Here is a 21,975-nt window from a genome sequence, read left to right as displayed (position 1 = left end):
CCCCGTGATCCTCCCGCCCCTGCAATACCTGCGCCCCGCCAGCCCGGCCGAGGCCGTCACCATGCTGTCCGACGTGGCCGGAAGCGTCGTGCTCGCCGGCGGGCAGACGTTGCTCAACATGCTGAAGCTCGACCTCGCCCAGCCGTCGGCGCTGGTCGACGTCCACCGCATCGACGGGCTCCGCGGTGTCCGGACCGCCGACGACGGCACGCTCGTCATCGGCGCGGCGACGACCTACGCCTCGCTGGCTGCCGTGCACGGCCATCCCGTGGCCGACATGGCGGCGGGCCTGGTCGACCGGCAGGTGCGCAACCGCGGCACGATCGGCGGCAACTGTTGTCTCAACGACCCGACGAACAACTTCCCGCCGCTGCTGTCGGCGCTCGGCGCCCGGTTCCGGATTCTCGGCGTGGCGGGGGAGCGGGTGCTGCCCGCGGACGAGTTCTTCCTCGGCACTCTGGCCACGGCGGTGCGTCCCGGCGAACTGCTGACGGCGATCGAAATCCCGCCACTGCCGGACAACGCCGTCGTCACGCACGAGCATCTGCAGGTCGGGGCCGATTCGTGGGCACTCGCGCGGGCGGTCGTCCGGCTCGACGTCGTCGACGGCGTCGTCATCGACGCGCGCGTCTTCCTCGGCGCTGTCTACGGTTCGCCGCTGCGGCTGCCCGAGGTCGAACGGCACCTGGTCGGAGCGGCGGTGGCGCCGTCCCTGGCGGACGTGGCCGGCGTGCTCCGAGACGTCGACGCCGCCGACGACGTGCACTGCTCGGCGGCCTACCGCCGGGAGATGGCCGAAGTCCAGCTGCGGCGGGCCCTGCTCGCCGCCGTGCAGAGGAGCACCCGATGACCAGGGAGATCACCGTCACGGTGGACGGCAAGCCCGAGACCGCCGCGGTCCAGGACCGCACGCTGCTGGTGCACTGGCTGCGTGACGCGCTCGACAAACGCGGCCCGAAGATCGGCTGCGACACCGGCAACTGCGGCGCCTGCACGGTGCGCTGGGACGACACGCTCGTCAAGTCGTGCATGGTGCTCGCCGTGCAGGCCGACGGCGGTACGGTCGAGACGGCCGCGTCACTGTCCGACGAGGACGGCTCGCTCAACCCGCTGCAGCAGTCGTTCAAGGACCACCACGCCCTGCAGTGCGGCTACTGCACATCCGGAATGCTCATGACGGCCACCGACTTCCTCGACTCCGGCGAGGAAGTCACCGAGGAGACCACCCGCCGGGCGCTCAAGGGCAACATCTGCCGCTGCACCGGCTACCACAACATCGTGTGCGCCGTCCGCGCCGCCGCCGGGGAGCGCCCGTGACCACCGAACAGATCGCGCGGCCGGCCACCCGGCGGTTCACCGGGAAGCCGATGCCGCGCAAGGAGGACGACCGGCTGCTCAAGGCCCAGGGCGAGTTCGGCGACGACACCCCGGTCGCGCACCTCGGCTACCTCGCCTTCGTCCGGTCCCCGTACGCGCACGCCCGGATCACCGCGATCGACGTCTCGGCGGCCGAGCAGGTCGACGGCTACCTCGGCTGCCTGCTGCCGGAAGAGGTCGAGACGCTCACCGACCCGTACATGGAACTGCAGGGCCCGCCCGGCGACGCCGAAGTGGACCGCTGCCTGGCCTCCGGCGGCAGCGTGCGGTTCTCCGGCGAGCCGGTCGTCGCGGTGGCGGGCGACTCCCGCGAGGCCGCACGGGATGCCGCCGCCGCGGTCGTCGTCGAGTACGAGCCGCTGCCGCACGTCGTCGACGCGCGTGAAGCCGTCCGTGAAGACGCGCCGCTCGTCCACCCGCAAATCGGGTCGAACATCGCCTTCGACACGCTCTACGACTGGGGCGACATCGAGTTCGCACTGGCGAACGCCGACCACGTCGTCGAGGTCGGCGAGCTGCACTTCCACCGGTTCTCCTCGACACCCCTGGAATGCAGCGCGATCACCGTCGAGTACGACGCCGGCGTCGACACCTTCACCTTCACCGGCGGATTCGCGACCCCGCAGCTCGCGACGTTCAACCTGGCCGTCGCCCTGCGGCACCCGGCGAACAGGCTGCGCGTGCTGAGCAAGGACTTCGGCGGCTCGTTCGGCGTCAAGCTCAACACCCACATCCCGGCCACCGCGGCGGCGCTGCTGTCGCGCAAGCTCGGCCGGCCGGTCCGCTGGACCGAGACCCGCTCCGAGCAGCACCTGATGGGCGGGCACGGCAACGAACGCTGGTTCCGGAACGTCAAGATGGCGCTCCAGGCCGACGGCACCGTCCTCGGCCTGACCTACGACGCGCTCGACGACGTCGGCGCCTACACCCGCTACGAACCGCTCGGCGGCGTGATCTGGACCCAGGTCGCCAACGCCTGCTACCAGCTCAAGCACCTCAAGGTGCGCTACCGATCGGTGTACACGAACAAGGGCCCGGTGCACCCGAACCGGGGCTACTCCCGGATGCAGCACCTGTGGCTGGTCGAGCGGATGATGGACATCGCCGCGCACCGGCTCGGCTTCGACCCGGTCGAGTTCCGCCTGCACAACTACGTCCAGCCGGACCAGTACCCGTACACCACGGTCAACGGCTGCGTCTACGACTCCGGCGACCTCCCGCTGTCGCTGCGCAAGGCCCTCGACCTCATCGACTACCGCTCGGCTCGGAAGCTGCAACAGGAGGTCGCCGGTACGGGCAAGCGGATCGGGATCGGCATCGGGTCCACATTGGACTCCGGGACGAACAACTTCGGCCAGGCTCGGCTGATCAACGCGCACCTGCCCTTCGGCGGCAACACCGAAGGCGGCCTGGTGAAACTTGGCGCGGACGGGTCCGTCTACGCCACCACCGGCGGCGTCGCGTTCGGCCAGGGCCACGAAACGACCGTCGCGCAGGTCGTCGCGGACATGCTGGGCGTCGGCTACGACGACGTCCACGTGCAGCGTGGCAGCGACTCGGCGTTGTCCGCGCAGACCGGTTTCTCGGGCTCGTACGCGTCCCAGTTCGCGGTCACCGGCATCGGCGCGATCCTCAACGCCACCAAACGGCTGATCCGGGAGATCTCCCTGGTCGCCGCGGCCACGCTCGGCTGCACCCCGGAGGAGATCGAACTCGCCGACGGCACCGCGCGAGTCGCCGGTGACCCCGAACGCGCGCTGCCGCTCGCGGCCGTCGCCGGGATCGTCCACTTTTCCCCGGCCGACCTGCCCGCCGACGTCGCCGAAGAGGTCGGCCTGGTGGCCCGGTCGGTGTACCGGGCGCCGTTCGAACTGCCCGACCTCGACCGGAAGTACGGCAACCTCACCCTCACCTATGCCACCCAGATCCACGTCTGCGTCGTCGAGATCGATGAGGCAACCGGACACACGAAGCTGCTGCGGTACGCGATGGTCGACGACTGCGGCACCCCGATCAACCCGATGGTGATCGAGGGCCAGGTCCACGGCGCGACCGTGCACGGCATCTCCGCCGCCCTGTTCGAGCACTTCGCTTACGACGGCGACGGGCAGCTCGCCGCCGGCAACTTCTACGACTACCACGCCGCCACCGCGCTCGACCTGCCCAGCTTCGCCTACGGCAGCGTCGTGAGCCCGTCGCCGTTCACCCCGATCGGCGCCAAGGGCATGGGGGAGGGCGGCGGCGCCCCGCTGCACGCGCTGAGTGCCGCCATCCAGGACGCCGTCGGTGACCACGGCATGGTGCTCGAATCGTTCAACCCGCCCGAACGCGTCCTGGCGCTGCTGCGGGGCCTCGACGCGGAGAAGGTCAAGGTGTCCCGATGAAACTGACCGGCCGGTTCGAAACGACGGCGAGTGCCGCCGCGCTGCTCTCCCTGCACGGCGGGACCGAGGCGCTGGCCGCGGTGCCGAGCCTGAGGGAGGTCCGCCTGGACACCTCGGGCACGCTGCGCGCCGTCTTCACCCCGCGCAGCACGTTCGTGCCCATGCCGTTCGCGGTCACCATCGCGGTCCAGCGAACCGGCTCGGCGGCCGCGGTGCTGTCCGTGCACGGCACCCGGGGCCCGACCGCCCTGGACGTCCTGCTGCGGCTCGAGTTCACGCGTTCCGGCACGGCCACGGTCGTGTCCTGGGCCGCCGATGTCGCCGTCCGCGGCCCGGGCGCGACCGTCGGCCAGCGGGTCGTCCGCGACCTCGTCGCGGCGGCTCTCGACGAAGTCCTGCGCGACACCGCGGCGGTGGCCTGATGACGTCGATCGACCTGCACGTCCACCTCGCTCCTCGCGGCCTGGATCCGCTGGGGCCGCCGTTGCTCCAGCAGCCCGGCGAGGCCGTGGCCCACCTCGACCGCGCGGGCCTGGACGAGGGCGTCGTGTCCATCCCGCCGCCGTACTTCCGGCAGCCCGCCACGGCGGAGTGGGTGCGCGCGGTCAACGACGGGATCCTGCGCGCGGTCGACGGGCGGCCGCGCCTGCGACCGCTGGCCTACCTTCCGCTGGAGGAACCGGAACTCGCGGCCGCCGAGTACGACCGCGTCCGGACCGAACCGCGGTTCGCCGGGGTCTGCGGTGCCGCGGGCGGCCGGTCCCTGTCTCTCGCGGACGCCCGTTTCGGTCCACTGTGGAAAGTCCTGGACACGGACTCGCGGCTGCTCCTGCTGCATCCCGGCACGTCGCCGGACGAGCGGCTTTCCCCGTTCTACCTGCACAACCTGCTCGGCAACCCGGTCGAGACGGCAGTCGCGGCCGCGCAGCTCGTCTTCGGCGACGTCCTCGCCACCCACCCGGGACTGCGGGTGCTGCTCGTGCACTGCGGCGGCGCCGTGCCCACGGTCGCGGGACGCTGGCAACGCGGCGTCGACACAGCCCGGCCGGGCGTCGCGCCGCTGACCGAGAACCCCCTCGTCGCGTTGCGACGCGTGTTCGTCGACTGCCTCGCCCACGACCCCGCGCTCGTGGACCAGGCCGTCGCGGTGTTCGGGGAGGACCGGATGGTGCTCGGCAGCGACTGGCCGTTCACGATGGGCGCCGACGACCCGCGTGGTCAAGTTTCCCACCGCGGCACGGAGTTCGTGCGGAAGGTCGCCTCGGCGAACGCGGCTTCCGCGCTGGCGTCGCACAACGGACAGCCGGACGCGCTCAGCGGATATCGGCAGTGACCCCGGTCACCTAACGTCGGTGGGGTCAGCAGCCCAGCGGACGAACCGAGTGGTGATCCACCATGACGAACCCCCAGCTCACGCACCGAGCCCACGCCATCCTCCGCGCGACGGCGTGCGGCCGCGTCCACGTGTCGCTCAGCTGCGAACCGGACATCTTCGTCGACGGCCTGGCCTTCAGCGACCAACCCGGCGCCCGCGCCCTGATCCACGCCGGGCTGATCAGCCCGGCCAGGCCCGGCCGGATCGGCGAGCAGGTCCCGGCGAGATTGACCGACACCGGCCGGGGCGTCCTGGCCGCCGCCGGCTTCGGCGCCCGGGGCACCGCTGCCTGAAGGCGGGCCGTGGCACGGTCCTCACACCTTCGGGTTGTGTCAGATGGCTTGCCCCGGGAGGTGCACCCCGGGAACTTATGATCTTCCCGTTCAACGGGGATGATCGCCCGGGGAGGAATGGCCTTCTTGACCGCACGCTCGAGCGCGCCTCAATCGCGCATTGCCCGCTTTGGGGCCCTCGCTGCCGGGGCCGCGCTGTTGTCCGCTTGCCTCGTGGGGTGCGAGAGCGCAGGGCCGGACTCGGCGCCCAAAGGGGGGAAGGTGCCGGCTGCCGAGGAGCAGGCGTCCGGCATGGTTCCCGGCGCCGCGCTGGCGGATCCGCCCGACCTCAATCCGGCAGCCCCGGGGGACCTGACGGTCGAGCTGACGGCGGTTCAGCAGGAGGTGATGATCTCGGGCAAGAAGGTGATGGCGGAGACCTACAACGGGAGCCTCGTCGGGCCGACGCTGCACGTGGTGCCCGGCCAGCGGGTCACCCTGAACCTGGTCAACAAGCTGGGCACGTCGACCAACCTGCACTTCCACGGGCTGCACCTGTCCCCGGAGGGGAACGCGGACAACATCTTCCTGTCCGGCAAGCCCGGCCGGACTCTGACCTACCAGCTCGACATTCCCGCGAACCAGCCGCCGGGGACGTACTGGTACCACGACCACGACATGTGCCCCAAGAGCGGCCAGTCGATGCCCGGGATGACGATGCCCGCCGACCCGGCGAACGGCCGCTGCGACGGAACCGAGAGCCAGATCGGGGCCGGGCTGTCGGGAACCATCATCGTCGGGGACAACCGCGAATCGCTGCCGCCCGCCTACCGCGGCGTCACCGCGCACACCCTGGCACTCAAGGACGCCCAGCTCAAAGACGGCAGTTCGATCGTCTACCCGGACGGGGTCCTCGAGCCCGCCTCGGCGACGGTTCGCCTGGTCAACGGCCAATACCAGCCGACGCTGACCATGGCGGCCGGGGAAACCCAGTTGTGGCGGATCGCCAACGAGGGCTACGCCATCGCCTACGACCTCCAGCTCGACGGCGGCAGCTTCACGATCGTCGGCCAGGACGGAAACCCGTCCGCGGCACCGGCTCAGGTGAACCACCTCCTGCTGCCACCCGGCGGACGTTTCGACGTCCTGGTGACGGCCGGAGCCCCCGGATCGACCTGGCTGCGAACCCTGGCCTACTCGACCGGCCCGACCGCCGACAACTACCCCGACACGACCCTGATGAAGGTCGACGTCCAACAGGGCGGTGGTGCTGGACTCGCGGGCATGAGCGCCTCGCCCCAGGTCGCCGGGCCGCTTCCGGGAGCCCTGCCCGATCTGTCCGGGGAACCGGTCGCCCGGTCTCGCAGCGTGGAACTCAACGACGACGGCGGCAACAACTTCTCCATCAACGGCAAGCTGTTCGACATGCAGCCGACGTTCGCGGAACCGGCCACCCTCGGCACGGTCGAAGAATGGACGCTCACGAACACCAGTGGACAGAACCACCCGTTCCACATCCACACCGCACCGTTCCAGGTCCTCAGCGTGAACGGTGTGGCCCAGCCGCCGGCCGACTACATGGACGGCGTGACCGTTCCCCACGCGGTCGACGGCGTGGCCGGAAAAGTGGTGATCCGGATCCGCTTCACCGACTTCACCGGGAAGTGGATGTTCCACTGCCACATCACCGGCCACGAGGACAACGGCATGATGGGGTACGTGAACGTGAGTGCCGCCGGCGGCACTGGATAGGCTTCCTGAAGGTGGCCGCGGGGTCGTCGGTGGCGCGCTGCTGTTCCAGGGGCTGAGCAACGCGTTCGGCGACCACTGCTACGGCGACCCGGACCCCGGCGGCTGGAACGACGGCGACGTGTGGTGACGGGTCTGCCTGGCGAGGCGCCGGTAGACAAGGTACTCGATCGCGGAGCGTACGCGGCAGGCCGCCGCCGTGATCGGGACGACCTCCTACAGGTGTCGGAGAACTCCTCGGCAAGCTTCGGCAGCGACCTGAAGCCGGTCGTGTGACGGGTCGTGACACTGCAAGGACGACCGGTGGGAAGGAAGTCGAGCATGGGCGCGGACGTCGTGGTGATCGGGGCGGGGGTGGTGGGCGCGTCGGTCGCCTTCGAGTTGGCCAAGGCCGGATACGGTGTGGTCGTCGTGGACAAGGCGGCCGGTGTCGGGCACGGCTCGACCAGCGCGTCGAGCGCGGTGGTGCGCTTCAACTTCTCGACCGCGGCCGGTGTCGATGCTGCTTGGGAGTCGCGGGCCTGTTGGGAGAGCTGGGCGGATCACCTCGAGCTGCCGGCCGGCCACGACCTCGCCCGGTACGTCCGGACCGGGCTGGCGATGCTCGACGTCGACCTCGCGCCGCGGAAGACCTACCTCCCCCTGTTCGACGCGGCCGGGATCCCTTATGAGGAATGGGATTCCGTCACGCTGGCCGCGCGGGTGCCGGGGATCGACGTCGGCAAGTACTGGCCGCCGAAACGCGTCGACGACGACGCTTTCTGGAAGGACGCCGAGGCGACGCTGGGCGCGGTGTACACGCCCGACGGTGGTTACGTGAACGATCCGCAGCTCGCCGCGCGGAACCTCGCGGACGCGGCCGCCACGCGCGGCGCCGAGTTCCGGCTGGGCCGCGAGGTCATCGGCATCGACCGGGGCGAGCGGGTCACCGGTGTCCGGCTCGCCGGCGGGGAACGGCTCGCGTGCGCCATCGTGGTGAACGCGGCCGGGCCGTGGTCGAGCCGGGTGAACGCGCTCGCCGGGGTCGGCGGGGACTTCACCGTGGGGCTGCGGCCGATGCGGCAGGAGGTGCACCACGTGCCGGCGCCGGAGCCGTTGCGCACCAAGGGGATGTGCTTCGCCGACATGGATCTCGGCACCTACGTCCGCCCCGAGACCGGCGGCGGTCTCCTGGTGGGCGGGACCGAGCCGGAGTGCGACCCGGTGCAGTGGCTCGACGACCCGGACGCGCTGAACCCGAACCCGACGCAAGCGGTGTTCGACGCGCAGGTGACCCGGGCCGCGCGGCGGCTGCCGGAGCTGGCGGTGCCGAACCGGGCCAGGGGAGTGGCCGGTGTCTACGACGTCGCCGACGACTGGACGCCGATCTACGACCAGACCGATCTCCCCGGGTTCTACGTGGCGATCGGGACCAGTGGCAACCAGTTCAAGAACGCGCCGGTCGTGGGCCGGTTCCTCGCCGCGATCGTCGAGCAGGTCGAGAACGGCCGCAGCCACGACGAGTTCCCGGTGCGGTTCCGCGCCCCGCACACCGGCGCGGAGATCGAGCTGGCGGCTTTCTCACGCCGGCGGCCGCTCAACTCCGGCAGCTCCGGCACGGTGATGGGTTAGAGCGCGAAGACCGGCGTGAACGACGGGTCGGTGAGCGCCGGCCGGTCGGCCGCGAAGGGGGCGATCGGGTAGCGGGACCGGCCCGCGACGACGAGTTCGGAGAGGATCTCCCCGAACAGCCCGGCGAACTTCCCGGCGTGTCCGGCGCCGATCCCGACGACGACCCGGGGGTGGCCGGGCATGGTGCCGAGGACGAAGTTGCGGTCCGGGGGCATGTCGTAGACGCACGTCTTGCTGTACAGCTCGAACCCGGCCGCATCCGGCAGCCGCTCGCGCAAAAACCCTTCCAGCAAAGCGGTTTCCTCGGGTACGGGGTCGAACGACCGGGTCGAGGTGGTGACGAACCGGCCGGACATGTCGCGGGCGATCTTGACCGCGACCTCGCCGTGGATCGGGAAACCGTAGAACAGCGTCGGACCGTACCAGCCCCACACCGGGAACACGTCGGGAGTGAACTGCCGCAGTGCCTTGGGGACGAAGTAGGCGACCTGTTCCTGGCTGACGGTGGTCCGCCAGGTCTGGCCGGCCCCGGCGAGGACCGAGTCGGTCCAGGCTCCGGCCGTGACGACCACGTGCCGGGCCAGCAGCGAACCGGAGCCGGTGTGGACCCGCACGGCGGCGTCGAGGCTTTCGAGGCGGGTCACGGTGGTGCGCGGCCGGAACGTCACGCCGGACGCGGCGGCGAGCGCGCGGTGGGTCTGCCCGGCCTTGCCGATGTCGACGAGTCCCATGTCGGGCTGGAAGGTCACCGTGGCGGGCTCGTCCACCCGGAACTGCGGATACCGCTCGGCGAGCAGGGCGTTGTCGCCCGCCTCGAAAGGGTGGCCCTGGTCGGCGAGGATCTTCCGGTACCGGCCGATCATCTCTTCGCCGACGGTCCCGCGCAGCCCGATCTCGACGCCGCCGGTCCGCAGCAGGACGGCTTGGCCGCTCTCCGTCGCGAGCCGGTCCCAGTTGTCGTACGCCGCCTGGGTCAGGCGGCCGTAGGCGTTGTCGTGGTAGCTGTGCCGGATGGCTCGCGAATGGTCCTGCGAGGCGCCGTTGCCGTGGCCGAGGTCGAACTGTTCGAGCACGACGACGTCGGTCTGGCCGCGCTCGGCGAGCCAGTAGGCCGCGGCGCTGCCGAGGGCACCGGCTCCGATGACGACGGTCTGCGCGTCCGCTGTGGTCATCGGCTGACCCTAGGCCGACGGCGTCGCGTGCCGACTCGGGCGATCGTCGGGGTCCGGGGCGGCGCCGTGCGACAGATGTCGGATCGGCACGAGGTCGGCGAACGTCAGGGCCATGTGCAGGCGCAGGCGGTCGTCGCCGCGGGCGAGGTCGAGGCCCAGGAGGCGTTCGGCGTTGGCGAGCCGCCAGTAGAGCGTCGTGCGGTGGATGTGCAACGCGGTCGCCGTCTTCTGGGCGTTCGCGCCGTGGTCCAGGTACGCGCGGATGGTGGACTCGTACATTTCGTGGCTGCCGTCCCAGAGCGCCGACACGCCCGGGGCAGAGCCGCTCCAGGCCGTCCGCGGTCCGCGCCAGGTGCTGAAAAGCGGCGTACGGACCGAGATCGGCCCAGTCGGCCAGGCCGTCGAAGGTCGTGACTGCTTCGGCGACCTCCGCGGCGTATCGCGCGTCCGCACCGGCGTCCCGGACCAGCCCGAGGGATCCGACGCCGCCGCGGAGGCCGATGACGGACCCGGGCGCGGCCGACCGCAGGGCGCGGACCACGAGGTCACGCCGGGATTCGCGGGTGATCAGCACGAGCTCGGTGCGGGCGGAGCCGCACACCACGGTCCGCCGTCCCGCCCGGCGCCGCACGTCGCCCGCCAGCCGGCGGAGGTCTCCGGGCGCGCGGACCACCCCGACGACGTAGGGTGCGGTGCCGTCGAGGACGTCACGCATCCGCTCGGCAGCGCGTTCGCGCACCCCGGCGTCGGGTCGCAGAAGGTCATCGACCAACCGGCGCGTCGACTCCGTCTCCTCGGTTTCCTGCGCGAGCCGTTCGCCGAGCAGCCCGCCCACCTCCGCCGCGCACGTGACCGCTTCGCCGACCTGCTCCTCGGTGAGAGCGGGGTCGTCGATGAGCCACAGGTAGCCGACGTGGTACCCCTTGTCCACCAAAGGAATCGCCAGCCGGGGGAGCGTGCCGAGCTCGGCGTTGGCCGGGATGCGGACCGGGCCGCGGGCCTGGCTGAGCCCGTGTTCGGTGATCATCGCCCGGATCGGGTCGCTCGTGCGCCGCTGGAGCACGGCGTCGATCCGCGACTGGTCGACCTGCCCCAGCTGGGCGCTGACGGCCAGGGGGCGCAGCGCCGGGTCGTCGACGATGACCGACCGCCCGAGGCGCTCGGCCAGCTGTTCGACGACGAGCTGCAGGCCGTCTTCCAGCATCGTCCGCTCCTCACTCCTACATCTGTCGAAGCTACGACAGCGACGGACGGGTGGCCAGCCGGGCGCCGTCACGAAACCGTCTCGGCGCGCGCTCCTACATCTGTCGATGCCGGGGGCGGGAACTCCCGACTTCTGCCGGACGTGCGTGAATTCGCGCCCTGCCTACCGTTTCCGGGTCGTCCACAGAACGGGAGACACCGTGTCCACCACCCGAGATTCCGTCCTCATGCCGACGCTGGGCAGCCACTACTACACCGACGACGCGGTGTTCGAGGCGGAGAACGAGCTGATCTTCGAGAGCCAGTGGTACTACGTCGGCCGCGCCGACGAGATCCCGGCGCCCGGCCGGTTCCTCCGCCGCCGGGTCGGCCGCGAGACCGTCCTGCTGGTGCGCGGGCGAGACCAGGTGATCCGCGGGTTCCTCAACGTCTGCCGGCATCGCGGGGCGCAGCTGTGCCTGACCGAAACGGGGGACACCGGAAAGGCGATCCGGTGCCCTTACCACGCCTGGACCTACGGGCTGGACGGCCGGCTGATCACCGCGCCGAACTGGCAGGCGATGGACAGCCTCGACCGGGACGGGTACGGCCTGCACGACGTGCACGTCGAGCAGTGGGAAGGCCTGTTGTGGGTCAGCCTCGCCGAGCGGCCCGAGCCCCTGCGGGACCAGCTTCGTCCGCAGATCGAGGCCCGGCTGGCCGACTACGCGAAGTTCGAGCGGTACGACCTGGGCGGACTGAAGGTCGGCGGGCGCGTCGAGTACGACGTCGCGGCGAACTGGAAGCTCATCTACGAGAACTTCCAGGAGTGCTACCACTGCGGGACGATCCACCCGGAGCTGGTGCACACGATCCCGGAGTTCCAGTCCCCGGCCATGGGCACCGGCGGATATGACCCGACCGGCTACGCCATCGCGGCCGAACTGGACTCCTTCTCGCTCAGCGGCCGCACCGTGCTGCCGACGCTGCCCCACCTGCTGCCGGAGGACGACCGGCTCTACTACGGCATGGTCGTCCGGCCGAACTGCTTCATCTCCCTGGTGTCCGACCACGTCATCGTCCACCGCTTCGAGCCGCTCGCCCCGGACCGGACCAAGGCCGTCTGCGAGTGGCTGTTCCCGGCCGAGGTCATCGACTCGGGCGGCTACGACGTCAGCGACGCGATCGCGCTGTTCGGCAAGGTCAACGAGCAGGACTTCGCGGCCGCGCAGTGGTGCCAGCCGAACATGTCCTCGCGCGCCTACCGCGACGGTGGCGTGCTCGTGCCCAGCGAGCAGACCCAGATCGGCGTCTTCTACCAGTGGTACCTGGCTTCGCTCGGAGAAGTCGCATGACGCGGGCGGCCGTCTTCGCCGGGCGGGCGGCGGACATCCCCGAGGGCGCCGCCGTCGTCGTGGAACTCGACGCCCGGGTCGCGGTGTTCAATGTGGCCGGAGAGTTCCTCGCCGTCGAAGACCGGTGCAGCCACCAGGAAGCGTTCCTGTCCAAAGGCTTCGTCGACGGTCGCACGGTCGAATGCCCGCTCCACGCCTCCTGTTTCGACCTGCGGACCGGGCGTCCGTCCGGGCCGCCCGCCGTGCGTCCGGTCCGGACGTACCCGGTGGTCGTCCGGGACGGCTCCGTCTTCGTCACCCGGCCGGCGCCGTGATCGGCTCGGTCGCCGTCGTCGGCGCGTCCCTGGCCGGTACCGGCACGGCCCGCGCGCTGCGCGAACTCGGCTTCGACGGACGCGTCACGTTGATCGGCGCGGAGCCCCACCGGCCTTACGACCGGCCACCGCTGTCCAAGGACCTCTTGGCGGGCAAGGTGACCGCCGCGGACATCGCCCTCGACGAAGACCTCGACGTCGAATGGCGACTCGGCCGCCGGGCCGTGTCGCTGGTGCCCGGCGACCGCGCGGTCCGGCTCGACGACGGTTCGGACGTCCGCGCGGATGCCGTGGTCGTCGCGACCGGCGCGCGAGCCAGGAGCATCCCGGCGCCGCGCGGGGTGCACGTCCTGAGGACGCTGGAGGACGCCCGCCGGCTCGCCGCCGTGCTGCTGCCGGGTGCCCGCCTGGTCGTGGTCGGGGGCGGGTTCATCGGGTGCGAAGTCGCCGCGACCGGCCGCGGCCTCGGCGTCGAGGTGACCATCGTGGAAGCGGGGCCGGCGGTGCTCGCGCCGCTCGGACCGGCCGTGGCCGGCCGCCTGCTGCGGACCCACCGCGAACACGGCGTCCGGGTCGTCTGCGGGGCTCCGGTCTCGGCGATCACGCCGCACGCGGTGGTCCTCGGCGACGGGACCGAGCTGCCTGCCGACGTCGTGCTGGTCGCGGTGGGCGCGGTCCCGGAGACGGACTGGTTGCGGGGCTCCGGCGTCGCGCTCGCCGCGGACGGCGGAGTGGCCGCCGACCGGTACTGCCGCACCACGGTCCCGTCGGTGTTCACGGCCGGCGACGTCGCCACGGCCGAGTTCCCGTGCGGTCCGGCCAGGGTCGAGCACTGGACGAACGCCGTCGACCAGGCACAGGTCGCGGCCGCGGCGCTGCTCGGCTCGCCGGGCCCCGCGGTCGGGGACCGGCCGCCGTACTTCTGGTCCGACCAGTACGGGAGCCGGCTGCAGCTGGCGGGCCGCCCCGGTCCGGGCGACACGTTCCGCGTCGTCGAAGGGGAACTGGACGGCGAGAGCTTCGCAGGGGTCTACGAAGACGAAACCCGGGTGACGGCCGTCGCCGCGCTCGATCGGCCGAGAGCGTTCGGTGCGCTGCGCCGCCGGCTTCGACAGCTGTAGCAGCGCCGGCCACCAGGTTCCGACATCGGCACGACGTCCCGGCGGGTCCGGACTTGCCACGATTCCCGCACCCCACGCCAGAGCGGAGGGCATCATGCAGGACAGCACCCCAGCCCGGACGGCCCTCGACGCCGTCCAGACCACGCCCGGCGCGGTCCTGCGGCTGTCAGGCCTGACCAAGACCTTCCACCCGCACCGCCACGCGGAGGTTCCGGTGCTGCGCGGGGTCGACCTCGACGTCCGCCGCGGCGAAGTCGTCGCGATGATCGGCCCGAGCGGCTCGGGCAAGAGCACCGCGCTGCGGTGCACCAACCTGCTCGAACGCCCCGATGCCGGCTCGGTCCGGCTGGACGGCGACCTCGTCTTCGAGGCCGTCGACGGCGCTGCCACCGTGTGCCCGTCGGTGCGCGAGCTGCGGGAGCTGCGCCGCCGGATCGGGATGGTGTTCCAGGGCTTCCACCTGTTCCCCACGATGTCCGTCCTGGACAACGTGGCCATGTCGCAGGTCCGCAGCCTCGGCCGCAGCCGGGACGCGGCCGTGCGCCGGGCCCGCGAACTGCTCGAGTCGGTGGGCCTGGCGGACAAGGCCGGCGCGCGGCCGCTGACGCTGTCCGGCGGGCAGCAGCAGCGCGTCGCGATCGCCCGCGCACTCGCGCTCGACCCGGAGATCATGCTGTTCGACGAGCCGACCTCGGCGATCGACCCGGAGCTGCGGATCGAGGTCCTCCGCGTCATGCGCGGCCTCGCCGACGCCGGCATGACGATGATCGTCGTGACCCACGAGCTCGGCTTCGCGCGGCAGGTCGCCGACCGGATCGTGTTCTTCGACGCCGGCACCGTCCTCGAGTGCGGCCCGCCGGGCCAGGTGCTCGACGACCCGAGGCACGACCGGGTGCGGAACTTCCTGGCCGCGGTGGAAGGGACACTGGGATGATCGACTTTCTCGCCCGCGGCATCCTCGCGACCGTCCAGGTGACACTCGGCGCGTTCGCCGTCGCCGCGGTCCTCGGCGCCCTCGTCACGATCGCCAGGCGCAGCCCGCTCGCCGTGCTGCGGCTCGCCGGGGGAGCGTACGTGGCGGTGCTCCGGGGAGTTCCGCCGGTTGCCTGGCTGCTGGCCGTCTACTATGGACTGGGAAATGTGGTCGAGCTGCCGACGATCGCGGCCGCCGTCGTGGCACTCGGGCTGGTCGGCGCCGCCTACATGGCGGAGATCTACCGGGCGGCGCTGGAGGCCGTGCCGCAGGGGCAGATCGACGCGGCTGACGCGCTCGCACTGTCCATTTGGGACAAGTACCGGCGCGTGATGCTGCCGAACACGGCCGCTTTGCTGGCCGCGTCCACGGCGTCGTACGCGATCTCGTTGCTGAAGGACAGCTCGCTGGCCTCCCTGCTCGCCCTGTCGGAGCTGACCTTCCGCGCGAACCAGTACCGGCAGGCCCTCGGCGAGCCGATCCAGGTGTTCGCGGTGGCCGCGGCGTTCTACATCGTTCTGAGCGTCCTTGTCGCCGTGCCCGCGCGCCGGGTCGAACAGCGCATCCTGCAGGGGCGGTCATGACCGGCGTGCCGCACGACCTCGCGCTGCTTCTCCCGGGGTTCGTGACCACGCTCGGGCTGACCGCGCTGACCCTGGCGATGGGACTGCCCCTTGCGGTCGTCGCCGCCGTCTGCCTCCGCAGCGGCCGCCGCTGGGGTGACGGTCCCCGTGATCGTCGTGATCGAAGTGCTCCGCGGTATGCCCGCGCTGGTCACCCTCTACTTCGTCTACTACGGACTACCTGCGGCAGATTTCGTCCTGACCGACACCTTGAGCATCTGTGTCGCGTTCGGGCTGACGTTCGTCGCCTACACGGCACCGATCCTGGCCGCGGCCATCGCCACCGTGCCCCACGCCCACGTCGAGGCGGGGGACGCGCTGGGGCTGTCCCGCTGGACCGTGCACACCAAGGTGGTGCTGCCGCAGGCGATCCGGGCCGCGGCGCCCCCGCTGATCTCCTGGACGGTGATCCTGTTCCAGGGTACTTCCCTGGCGAGCGTGGTCGGCGCGTCCGACCTGTTCGCCCGCGCGACGAGCCTGGGCGCGCAGCAGTTCGCCTACACCTACTACATCCTGCTCGCCGCCGTCTTCTACGCCGCGCTCAGCATCCCGTTCCTCGCGCTCGCGGCCCGGTTGCACCGGCGCCGTCCCGCTCTCTGAAAGGCAGACGCACCATGGCTCGACGCACGATGGCCGCCGTGGCCGTCCTCGGCACCCTGTCGCTGGCCGCTTGTTCCGGTGCCGACGCCGGAACGTCGCCCGCCGTCGCCGCCGACTGCAAACCGGCTCACACTTTTCCGACGGTCAAGCCGAAGACGCTGACCGTCGGGGTGATCTCGTCGCTGCCGTACTCCGCGGTCAACCCGGTCTCCCAGACGTGGGAAGGTATCGACGCCGAATTCGGAGCGGCCATCGCGGCCAAGGAATGCCTGACCGTGACCGCGGTCGCGGTCGGCGGCGCCGACGCGATCCAGAGCCTGAACGCGGGCAAGATCGACCTGCTGTCCGCGGGCGCCTACATCACCCCGGCGCGCGGCGAGGTCGTCGGGCAGACGGATCCGTTGTACTACCAGTACACCGTGACGGTGTCCGCGACGCCGGCCGCCACGATCGACGCCCTGCGCGGACGCCGGGTCGGTGCACTGTCGGGCGCCGCGTACGTCGAACCGCTGCGTGCCGCACTCGGTGCCGACCGCGTCCGCGAGTATCCGTCCACATCGGACCTGCTCGCCGACGTGAAGAACAACCGGGTGGAAGCCGCGGTCGCCGCGTCCGCCGAAGCGCGGTACCAGATCGACAAGTCCGGCTACTCGGGACTGCAGGTGACCCGCCTCGTGCCCGGTGCCGCGACGCCGGACCTGCAGCCGATCTACGGCGTCGACATGCCCTTCGCCAAGACCAACACCGAGTTCGGGAAGGCCCTGAACGCCGACATCGCGGCGCTGCGGGCGGACGGCACCACACAGAAGATCCTGGCGAACTGGAAGCAGGACGACAGCTTGACCCTCAACGGGAAGTAGCTGCGAACATCGACGTATGATGGCCTACCTGCTGCTGGCGGCGGCCGTGCTCTGCGGCGTCGCGGGAACCGTGCTCGTCAAGCTTTCCCGGGGATTCCGCCGGTGGCGCCCGGCCCTCGGGTCACTTGTCGCGTACACCGGCGCCACCGTGCTGCTGGCCCGATTGCTGGAAGTGCTGCCGGTCGGTGTGGTCTATGCCGTGTGGAGCGGCGTCGCGGCCGTGGTGCTGCTCATCATCGACCGCGTGTTCTTCGGGGAACGGCTGACCTGGCGCCATGCACTCGGCGCCGGCCTGGTCGTCAGCGGCATCGCGCTGGTCCACGTCGGCGGCGCCCTGTGACGAAGGCACGGAGCCGGCTGCTCCTGGGACTCACGATCGCCGCCGAAGTCACCGCCACTTTGCTGCTGAAGGTCTCGGACGGCTTCGCCCGGCCACTGCCGTCGCTCGGCGCGCTCGCCGGCTACCTCGCCGCGGTGGTGCTGCTCGCCCGGACCGTCACGACGATTCCGGCGAGCATCGCCTACATCGTCTGGACCGGAACGGGGTCCGCACTGGTCGTCGTGGCGGGCGCGGTGCTGTTCTCGGAGGTCGTCACCGTCCCGCACTCGCCGGGATCGTCCTGATCGTGTGCGGCGTGATCGTGCTCAACGCGCGGACGTAGCGTCAGCCAGCCGGGTTGTCGAGCACCGCCAGCCGCTCCAACGTCGCACTGAGGATCGCTCGGCGGAAGATCGTGCTGACCGGGCTCGCGGAGTTCCTGCGCCTCGATCGAAGTGCGTGCGTGCCTCGACGTGGCCGAGCGCCCGGGGGCGTACCGGTCCGGATGAGAGCGTCCGAAGACGACGTCGACGAAGTGCTCCGAGGCTCTGGCGGCGAGGCCGACGTCCTGCTGGTCGATCTCAACCTGCTGCATCGACGTTGCACTCACCGCGAGCGTGGCTCGCTTGTCGTTGAAGATCGGGACGGGCATCATCGATCGGTGGAGTGGACCGACGACCTGACTGTGCGCGTTGCCCGTGGAACGTCAACGGGCGGCCTTGTCTCGTATCTGCGAGCGGCGCCCGCGGAGGGGGCGTCCCGTCGCGATGTCCTTGCCGTCTTGACCGAACGGTTCGCGCTGCCGTTCGACGATGCGCGGCTCGCCATGGACCGCGTCGCGGGCGGAGCCGTTCGGGCTGCGTCCGGCAACCCCGCCAACGAGCCGGACCCCGTCAAGGACCCGCTGGCCTGGATGTCCTACCGCCTCGAGCTCGGCCTGCCCGTCGACGACGATGCGGCTGGGCCGTCCTTGGCAGAGCAAGCGGCCGCGGAGGCGCTCCTGGAGCGAGCGCGCCGTGGCGAGCCCACGCATGGCACGGAGGACGTCGCCGTGGCGCTCGAGGTCGCGCGCTTGGCGGTCGCGTCGCAGGAGTCGGGGCGCACACGCTTCCATCTCCTCCTTGAAGCGGCGACATCACTGTCGGTCGCAGCCGAAGCGTGCATCGCCCGGCTGGGGCAGCGGCCCTGTGCCCCGGAGGGTTCCCAGGAGTGGGTCGACGGTGTCGCACTCGCCGCGGCCGCCCGTCAGGTCACCGCGAAGTTCGCTGCCCAGCCCGACCCGCAGCTCGAAGAGAGCGGCCTCGGACTGGTGGGACGCATCGTCACCGGGCTGCTGGGCCAATGTCACGCCTTCGTCGGGCGAGTGATGATCGAGTCGGCCCGCTGCATCCAGCGCAACGGCGATCCCGACCGAGCCGCCACTCACGTCGAGGCGGTACTGGACGACTTCCAGGTCCTGCTCGATGAGTTCGAGGTCGACGCTCCCTTCGACGAGCACGTCATCGCCCTCGAGTACCTGGTGGCCGCCGTCGAGCTCATCATCGAGGTGAGAGGCGGTTCCCCCGAACTCGACGCCCTTCGCGACCGGACCAGGCTCGTGCTTGGCCGCTCATCGACGGACTGAGCCGGACAAGAGGCGGGTTGCGGGCAGCCAAGGGCGGCCAGCCTGGGTTGCCCCCGGTGATCACGGGGCCGACGCCCGCGCGCATCGCCGGCTCTTCGTAGGACGCGCCGGGCACGAACTCGGAGTAGCGCATCCCGGGGAGGTCGGGGCGTAGCCGGTGTACCGGTCGCGACCAGCGGAATCAGGGCGCGGAAGTGCTCGGCCTGCGTGCGGACGGTGTGCAGCAGGACGCGGGGAGCGCCGGTGCCCGCTTTGAGGTTTCCGGTCGCAAGTGGACCCGTGTCCGGTCGGTTCGGCACACCGCCCGGGCGTCGGCACCGTCGAAGACCAGGATGAGCTGCCGGGCGAACTGGCCTGGAACCTGGTGCGGGGCGGTTTCAGCGTTGTCGGTGCCGGCGTTCGGCGCTGTCCGGCAGCACCGGCAGGGTCAGCCACGAACGGCCGCCGACGTGGACGCGGTTGGTGGCCACGACCTTCCGGCGGTCGCCCACCTCCCGGGCGCCGGTGTTGGTGTTGACGTCGAATCGGGGGAAGTTGCTCGAGCTGACGTCGAGCCGGATCCGGTGGCCGGCCCGGAACAGGTTGGCCGTGTCGGGTGCTTCGACGGTGATCTCGTACACCTCGCCCGGGACGAGGGGTTCCGGCTCGGCGAAGGAGTTCCGGTAGCGGCAGCGGAGGATGCCGTCGGTGAGGTTCATCGCGAAGCCCCGGGGATAGTCCGTGCTCGGTGGGTGGACGTCGATCAGCTTGATGGTGAAGTCGGTGTCCGCCGCGGTGGAAGAGACGGCCAGCCGCACGGTCACCGGCCCGGCGACCGCGACGTCGTGCGCCAGCGGCGGGGTTTGGAACACGAGCACGTCGGGCCGGCTGTCGAGGGGCAGGAACGGCGGCGCCGCACCGAAGAACCGCTCGTCGGGACACTGGTGGAAGGCGCCGCCGCTCATCACCGGTTCGCCGGAGGTGACCTGGCCGCCGAGGGTCGGCACCGGGTTCGCCGGGTCGTAGTCGTACTCCAGGCAGCCGCCGTCGGCCGGATTCGGGCCGTGGGTGAGACCGCCGTCGGCGTCCAGGTGGAACACCTGCTCTTCGGCTGTCTCCGGCGGCCACGTCGTGGCGGTGAGCCAGCGGCCGCCGTGGTCGAGCCGCCCGTCGGGCGTGCGGTGCCCGGAGCCGCCGCCCATCAGGAAGTACCGCACCGGAGGGGGCGGCTCGCCGGAGGAGGCCAGGTGCGCGTCGAACCAGCGGAGCCGCATCGTCACGTAGTCGTCGTCGAGGTTTCCCTCCAGCGGTGCTTCCTCGCCGAAGTCGACGTCGCCGGCGTGCTGCGCGCTGCGTGCGCCGTGGGTCCACGGCCCGAGCACGAGGTAGGCGGGGCTGTGCTTCTTGCGGCCGAGCTCGCGGAAGTTCTCGGTCGCGGTGCGGATGTAGGGGTCGTACCAGCTGGAGATGTGCAGGCTCGGGACGTCCGGGAAGCGGTCGTAGAAGCCGCGGGCGAAAATGCCGGGCTGCCGCCAGTAGTCGTCGAAGATGCCGTGTTCCCACTGCTGCAGCAGGTAGTCCTCGTAGTCGGGGACGAATCGCAACGGGGTCGCCCCGCGCCGCCACGGCATCCGGGTGAACCACGCCCGCAGGTCTTCGGAGTCCAGACTGGCCCGCAGGACCGGGTCGGCGAGCACCTTCGCGCTGCTGCGGGCACGGTGGAACGCCCACGTCACCTGCTTGAGCTCGAACGCCCCGCCCATCCGGGTGCCGGCTTCGTAGGCGCTGGCGAATCCACCGGAGTCGAGGAACATGGCCGCCAGGTGGGGCGCACCCAGTGACGCGAGGGCGGTCTGTGCGTGCGCCGAATAGGAGACGCCCATCGTCGCGACCCGGCCGTCGCACCAGTCTCGGCCCGCGATCCACTCGACGGTGTCGTAGCCGTCTTCGGGCTCGTTGAGGTACTTGGTGAACGTGCCGCCGGAGTCGCCCCGCCCGCGGCAGTCCTGGCGCACGACCAAGTACCCGCCCGCGACGAACCGCCGAGCGACCGCCTCGGGCGACGGCGGGCCGGCGCCGTCCGAGGGGCGCGCGAGCCGGCGTCCGTACGGCGTGCGCTCGAGGAGAACCGGCCCGGCGGGTGGATCCGGCCGGGGCGCGTAGAGGTCGGCGACGAGGATGGTGCCGTCGCGCGCGGGGACGTCGAGCACGAGCCGCCAGCAGTCCGGACCGAGCTGCTCCCAGCCGCCCATCAGAGCCCGCCCGCGAACTGCGCGCCGAGGTCGGGCCAGGCCGCCACGAGCTGGGGGAGCGGAGCGGTGGTGAAGTACTTCCGGTACAGCCGCGCGTAGGTGCCGTCGGCGACCATCGCGCCGAGCTGCTTGTCGAGCGCGGTGAGCAGTGCTCCGTGGTCCTTCGGCACGGCCATCGACGTCGGGTGCGCCACCGGCGCCGAGGCGGCTTGGCGCAGGACGGGGTACTGCTTGAGGAAGTGCTCGGCGTCGGGGCCGCCGACGACGAAGGCGTCGAGGCTGCCGTTGAGCAGCTGGCTCACGGCGGCGTTGGCGTTGGGGAACCCGATCGGGACCGCGCCGGGCAGCTTGGCCGGGACGAACGGTTCCTGCGTCGAGCCGGTCACCGCGCCGACCTTCTTGCCGGCGAAGTCCGTCAGCTTCGACGCACTGCTCTGCGCGGTGGTGAGCACCGCCGTGGTGCTCCAGAAGAGCGGTTTCGTGAAGGAGACACTCTTCTGCCGTTCCTCGGTGACGCCGAGTCCCGCGGCGGCCAGGTCGTACTGCCGGCTGGTCAGACCGGCCAGTGACGCCGTGACCGAGGTCGACTTGTACTCGACCTTCAGCCCGAGCCGTTTGGCGGCTTCGTCGGTGAGGTCGATGACGAACCCGGCCGGCTTGCCCGACGGGTCGCCGAAGGCGAACGGGGGCTGGCTCGTCTGCGTGGCGGCGCGGATGGTGCCCGGCTCGATCAGGCCGTAGGGGTTGCCGGCAGCGGAACCGCCGCCGCCGCAGCCGGCGAGCAGCAGCCCGCACGCGGCGGCGATCAGGAATGAGCGCATGGGTGATCCTTT

At 71.2% G+C, this 21,975-nt stretch carries 23 protein-coding genes; 19 read left to right on the top strand and 4 right to left on the bottom strand.

The window, feature by feature from the left end:
* Positions 1-4: 4 nt before the first annotated feature.
* The 9 genes from BLW76_RS32055 to BLW76_RS32020 all read left to right on the top strand — a co-directional run bounded on the left by BLW76_RS32055 (position 5) and on the right by BLW76_RS32020 (position 8,768).
* Positions 5-850: an FAD binding domain-containing protein gene (locus BLW76_RS32055; RefSeq protein ID WP_091314475.1), complete on the top strand. Its 846-nt coding sequence runs from the start codon at positions 5-7 to the stop codon at positions 848-850.
* A complete protein-coding gene (locus BLW76_RS32050) occupies positions 847-1,317 on the top strand; it encodes a (2Fe-2S)-binding protein (RefSeq protein WP_091314474.1) in 471 nt (156 codons plus the stop codon). The genes BLW76_RS32055 and BLW76_RS32050 overlap by 4 nt, the downstream gene beginning before the upstream one ends.
* Entirely contained in the window at positions 1,314-3,761 is a 2,448-nt protein-coding gene (locus BLW76_RS32045) for a xanthine dehydrogenase family protein molybdopterin-binding subunit (protein ID WP_208613432.1), read from the top strand. Before BLW76_RS32050 ends, BLW76_RS32045 begins: the two co-directional genes overlap by 4 nt.
* Positions 3,758-4,183 (top strand): SRPBCC domain-containing protein, encoded by a 426-nt coding sequence (locus tag BLW76_RS32040; protein ID WP_091314472.1) that lies wholly within the window; start codon positions 3,758-3,760, stop codon positions 4,181-4,183. The genes BLW76_RS32045 and BLW76_RS32040 overlap by 4 nt, the downstream gene beginning before the upstream one ends.
* Positions 4,183-5,094 carry an amidohydrolase family protein gene (locus BLW76_RS32035; protein WP_091314470.1) on the top strand — a complete coding sequence of 304 codons (912 nt, stop codon included), beginning with the start codon at positions 4,183-4,185 and terminating at the stop codon, positions 5,092-5,094. The genes BLW76_RS32040 and BLW76_RS32035 overlap by 1 nt, the downstream gene beginning before the upstream one ends.
* Positions 5,095-5,156: 62 nt before the next feature.
* Positions 5,157-5,429: a hypothetical protein gene (locus BLW76_RS32030; RefSeq protein WP_091314468.1), complete on the top strand. Its 273-nt coding sequence runs from the start codon at positions 5,157-5,159 to the stop codon at positions 5,427-5,429.
* Positions 5,430-5,690: 261 nt separating this feature from the next.
* Positions 5,691-7,160: a multicopper oxidase family protein gene (locus tag BLW76_RS32025; protein WP_143060724.1), complete on the top strand. Its 1,470-nt coding sequence runs from the start codon at positions 5,691-5,693 to the stop codon at positions 7,158-7,160.
* Complete coding sequence (locus BLW76_RS48885) at positions 7,138-7,287, top strand: hypothetical protein (RefSeq protein ID WP_167384801.1); 150 nt, start codon at positions 7,138-7,140, stop codon at positions 7,285-7,287. The genes BLW76_RS32025 and BLW76_RS48885 overlap by 23 nt, the downstream gene beginning before the upstream one ends.
* A gap of 173 nt (positions 7,288-7,460) precedes the next feature.
* The gene (locus BLW76_RS32020) at positions 7,461-8,768 is read left to right on the top strand and encodes an NAD(P)/FAD-dependent oxidoreductase (RefSeq protein WP_244170417.1); all 1,308 of its coding nucleotides are present in this window, start codon (positions 7,461-7,463) and stop codon (positions 8,766-8,768) included.
* Here the strand turns inward: BLW76_RS32020 and BLW76_RS32015 are convergent.
* Both BLW76_RS32015 and BLW76_RS32010 read right to left on the bottom strand, forming a co-directional pair.
* Positions 8,765-9,940, bottom strand: a complete 1,176-nt coding sequence (locus BLW76_RS32015; RefSeq protein WP_091314462.1) for an FAD-dependent oxidoreductase — start codon at positions 9,938-9,940, stop codon at positions 8,765-8,767. The two genes, BLW76_RS32020 and BLW76_RS32015, sit on opposite strands and share 4 nt — an antisense overlap.
* 9 nt (positions 9,941-9,949) lie before the next feature.
* Positions 9,950-10,219, bottom strand: a complete 270-nt coding sequence (locus tag BLW76_RS32010; protein ID WP_143060723.1) for a PucR family transcriptional regulator — start codon at positions 10,217-10,219, stop codon at positions 9,950-9,952.
* A 1,124-nt stretch (positions 10,220-11,343) separates the two neighbouring features.
* Here BLW76_RS32010 and BLW76_RS32005 point away from each other — a divergent pair.
* The 10 genes from BLW76_RS32005 (at position 11,344) to BLW76_RS48015 (ending at position 18,911) form a co-directional block, all read left to right on the top strand.
* Positions 11,344-12,477 carry an aromatic ring-hydroxylating oxygenase subunit alpha gene (locus BLW76_RS32005; protein WP_244170416.1) on the top strand — a complete coding sequence of 378 codons (1,134 nt, stop codon included), beginning with the start codon at positions 11,344-11,346 and terminating at the stop codon, positions 12,475-12,477.
* Positions 12,474-12,791, top strand: coding sequence for a bifunctional 3-phenylpropionate/cinnamic acid dioxygenase ferredoxin subunit (locus tag BLW76_RS32000; RefSeq protein ID WP_091314455.1), 318 nt, complete (start codon positions 12,474-12,476; stop codon positions 12,789-12,791). Before BLW76_RS32005 ends, BLW76_RS32000 begins: the two co-directional genes overlap by 4 nt.
* The gene (locus BLW76_RS31995) at positions 12,788-13,912 is read left to right on the top strand and encodes an NAD(P)/FAD-dependent oxidoreductase (RefSeq protein ID WP_341866517.1); all 1,125 of its coding nucleotides are present in this window, start codon (positions 12,788-12,790) and stop codon (positions 13,910-13,912) included. The genes BLW76_RS32000 and BLW76_RS31995 overlap by 4 nt, the downstream gene beginning before the upstream one ends.
* Before the next feature lie 94 nt (positions 13,913-14,006).
* Positions 14,007-14,846, top strand: a complete 840-nt coding sequence (locus BLW76_RS31990) for an amino acid ABC transporter ATP-binding protein (protein WP_091314453.1) — start codon at positions 14,007-14,009, stop codon at positions 14,844-14,846.
* On the top strand, positions 14,843-15,469 hold the full coding sequence (locus BLW76_RS31985) for an amino acid ABC transporter permease (RefSeq protein ID WP_091314451.1): 627 nt from the start codon (positions 14,843-14,845) through the stop codon (positions 15,467-15,469). The genes BLW76_RS31990 and BLW76_RS31985 overlap by 4 nt, the downstream gene beginning before the upstream one ends.
* 147 nt (positions 15,470-15,616) lie before the next feature.
* Positions 15,617-16,108, top strand: a complete 492-nt coding sequence (locus BLW76_RS31980) for an ABC transporter permease subunit (protein ID WP_091314448.1) — start codon at positions 15,617-15,619, stop codon at positions 16,106-16,108.
* A 14-nt stretch (positions 16,109-16,122) separates the two neighbouring features.
* Complete coding sequence (locus BLW76_RS31975) at positions 16,123-16,968, top strand: substrate-binding periplasmic protein (protein ID WP_091314447.1); 846 nt, start codon at positions 16,123-16,125, stop codon at positions 16,966-16,968.
* A gap of 16 nt (positions 16,969-16,984) precedes the next feature.
* Positions 16,985-17,308, top strand: coding sequence for a DMT family transporter (locus tag BLW76_RS31970; protein ID WP_091314444.1), 324 nt, complete (start codon positions 16,985-16,987; stop codon positions 17,306-17,308).
* Positions 17,305-17,592, top strand: a complete 288-nt coding sequence (locus tag BLW76_RS31965; RefSeq protein WP_208613431.1) for a DMT family transporter — start codon at positions 17,305-17,307, stop codon at positions 17,590-17,592. Before BLW76_RS31970 ends, BLW76_RS31965 begins: the two co-directional genes overlap by 4 nt.
* 53 nt (positions 17,593-17,645) lie before the next feature.
* A complete protein-coding gene (locus tag BLW76_RS48015) occupies positions 17,646-18,911 on the top strand; it encodes a hypothetical protein (RefSeq protein ID WP_143060722.1) in 1,266 nt (421 codons plus the stop codon).
* 377 nt (positions 18,912-19,288) lie between these two features.
* On the opposite strand, the gene BLW76_RS31945 is transcribed toward BLW76_RS48015, so the two are convergent.
* Complete coding sequence (locus BLW76_RS31945; protein WP_091314439.1) at positions 19,289-21,142, bottom strand: CocE/NonD family hydrolase; 1,854 nt, start codon at positions 21,140-21,142, stop codon at positions 19,289-19,291.
* On the bottom strand, positions 21,142-21,963 hold the full coding sequence (locus tag BLW76_RS31940; RefSeq protein ID WP_091314436.1) for an ABC transporter substrate-binding protein: 822 nt from the start codon (positions 21,961-21,963) through the stop codon (positions 21,142-21,144). Before BLW76_RS31940 ends, BLW76_RS31945 begins: the two co-directional genes overlap by 1 nt.
* Positions 21,964-21,975 lie beyond the last annotated feature (12 nt).

It is taken from the genome of Amycolatopsis tolypomycina, assembly GCF_900105945.1.
Classification (GTDB): Bacteria; Actinomycetota; Actinomycetes; order Mycobacteriales; family Pseudonocardiaceae; genus Amycolatopsis; species Amycolatopsis tolypomycina.
The sequence above is the reverse complement of the archived record's forward strand: the minus strand, read 5'-3'. Positions and strand labels throughout refer to the sequence as shown.